A 2,004-nucleotide genomic window follows, 5' to 3' on the forward strand; every position below is an offset into this window, starting at 1 on the left:
CGTAAGCGCTCCATAAACCCCGTCCTAGTGGACGGGGTTTGTTTTCAGGAAGCAAAGGCAGAAGCCGGCGAGCAGTTCCACGGCAGCAGCGCTTCGTAGTCCTCGACGCTCTGTGCCGTTGGCAGGCGTTCGAGGATGTGGCGCAGCCAGGCGTAAGGCTCTTGGCCGTTGGCCTTGGCGGTTTCGATCAGGCTGTAGATCTGTGCGCTGGCCGTGGCGCCCTTGGGCGTATCGCTGAACAACCAGTTCTTGCGACCGATGACGAACGGGCGGATGGCGTTTTCGGCGCGGTTGTTATCGATGGGCAGGTTTCCACCTTCGACGTAACGCACCAGCCGGCCCCAGTTGCTGGCCAGGTAGTTCACCGCCTTGCCCAGGGCCGTCTGCCCAGCGACCTGCGGCTGGGTCTTGTCCAGCCAGGCCTTGAGTTGATCGAGCAGCGGTTGGCTGCGTTGCACACGGGTGGCCTGCCGCTCGGCATCGCTGGCGTCCTTCAGTTCACGTTCGATGCTGTAGAGCTTATTGATCAGGTTCAGCGCCATGTCGGCACGGCCGGTCTTGCCCTTGGGCTGCACTTTCTGCGCCTCGACGAACTTGCGCCGCGCATGCGCCCAGCAGGCCAACCGCTCGATGCCCTCTTGCACGGCCACGGCGTTGTAGCCAGCGTAGTCGTCAGTCATCAGGTAGCCGTGATAGCCATCGAGCAGGCGCAGCGGTACCTCCTGCGCGCGGCTGGCTGTGTAGTCGAAGAGGATCACCGGTTTATCCGGCGGCCCGCCGCTTTGCACCCACATCCAGGACTGCGCGGTGGGATCGCGTCCGGGTTCGTGCAGCACCTGCAGGCGGGTTTCGTCGCAGTGCAGCACCGGGTAGTCCAGCAGTTTGTCGCGCATCAGGTTGAGCAGCGGCTGCAGCTGCTCGCCACTTTGGATCACCCAGCGCGCCAGGGTCTGGCGGGGAATGTCGATGCCGTGGCGACCGAGCATTTTCTCGAAACGGTACAGCGGGATGCCGTCGGCGTACTTGGTGGTCAGCAGCATCGCCAACACGCTGGGACTAGCCAGGCTCTTCTCGATCAGTTGGGCCGGTTTGTCGGCGGTGACCGGTGCGGTTTCGCAGGCCTTGCAGGCGTAAGTCTTGCGGATATGACGGATAACCCGCACCTGCATCGGGATGATCTCCAGTTGCTCGCTGGTTTCCTCGCCGATAGCCTGTTTGCGGCAACCACAGGCGCAGGTCAGTTCGTGCTCGGGCAGTTCATGGACGACTTCGACGCGCGGCAGATTGGCCGGCAGCGGCTTGCGCTTGCCACGACGCTTGATCGGCGCAACGACTTCTTCGGCTGGCTCGGCAGTCGGCTCTTCGACCAGCTCTTCGGCCTCGTTGAACATGGCCAGCTGCGGTGAGTCGGCATCTTCAGGGCTGCGCTCGGACTTGGGTGAGAACAGTTTGTGGCGCAGCAGGGCGACCTGCTCCTGCAATTGCAGCACCAAGGCCTTGAGCAGGACGGGATCGTTAGGAAGGTTGTCGGCGCCAAATTTCATGGCGCTGGATTATACCGGCTCAGGCCACGAACCGCGGCGTCAGTACCTGGTGCGGTCGATTGCGCCACAGGTCAATTCCGTCGAGCAGCCAGTTCAGTTCGTCAACCGTCAGCTCGATGGCCTCGTCGCCTGCATCGTGCTTGGTCTTGAAGCGCTCGGCTTCCAGTCGCTTGAGCCACAGGCAGAAACCGTTGCGCTCCCAGTAGAGAATCTTGACCTGGCTGCGCGTGCGATTGAGGAACACGAACAGCACCGGGTTGAACACTTCCACCTTGATGTCCAGCTCGACCAAGGCTGCCAGGCCGTTGATGGATTTGCGGAAGTCGACGGGCTTTGGGTACAGGTAGACCTTCTGCACCTTGGCATCGGGACGCATCATGGGATGAACTCCAGTGAAAACGGGAGCTCAGCATCCAATGATCTGCGGCCTATGGGCAGGTGGGGTTTATGGAGCGCTTAC

The 2,004-nt window shown here is 61.9% G+C and carries 2 protein-coding genes; both read right to left on the reverse strand.

The window, feature by feature from the left end; genetic code table 11:
* Positions 1-44: 44 nt before the first annotated feature.
* Positions 45-1,544, reverse strand: a complete 1,500-nt coding sequence (gene tnpC / locus CFY91_RS14590; protein WP_093987130.1) for an IS66 family transposase — start codon at positions 1,542-1,544, stop codon at positions 45-47.
* Positions 1,545-1,563: 19 nt separating this feature from the next.
* Complete coding sequence (gene tnpB / locus CFY91_RS14595; RefSeq protein WP_229727232.1) at positions 1,564-1,923, reverse strand: IS66 family insertion sequence element accessory protein TnpB; 360 nt, start codon at positions 1,921-1,923, stop codon at positions 1,564-1,566.
* Positions 1,924-2,004: the final 81 nt, after the last annotated feature.

It is taken from the genome of Pseudomonas fluvialis, assembly GCF_002234375.1.
Classification (GTDB): Bacteria; Pseudomonadota; Gammaproteobacteria; order Pseudomonadales; family Pseudomonadaceae; genus Aquipseudomonas; species Aquipseudomonas fluvialis.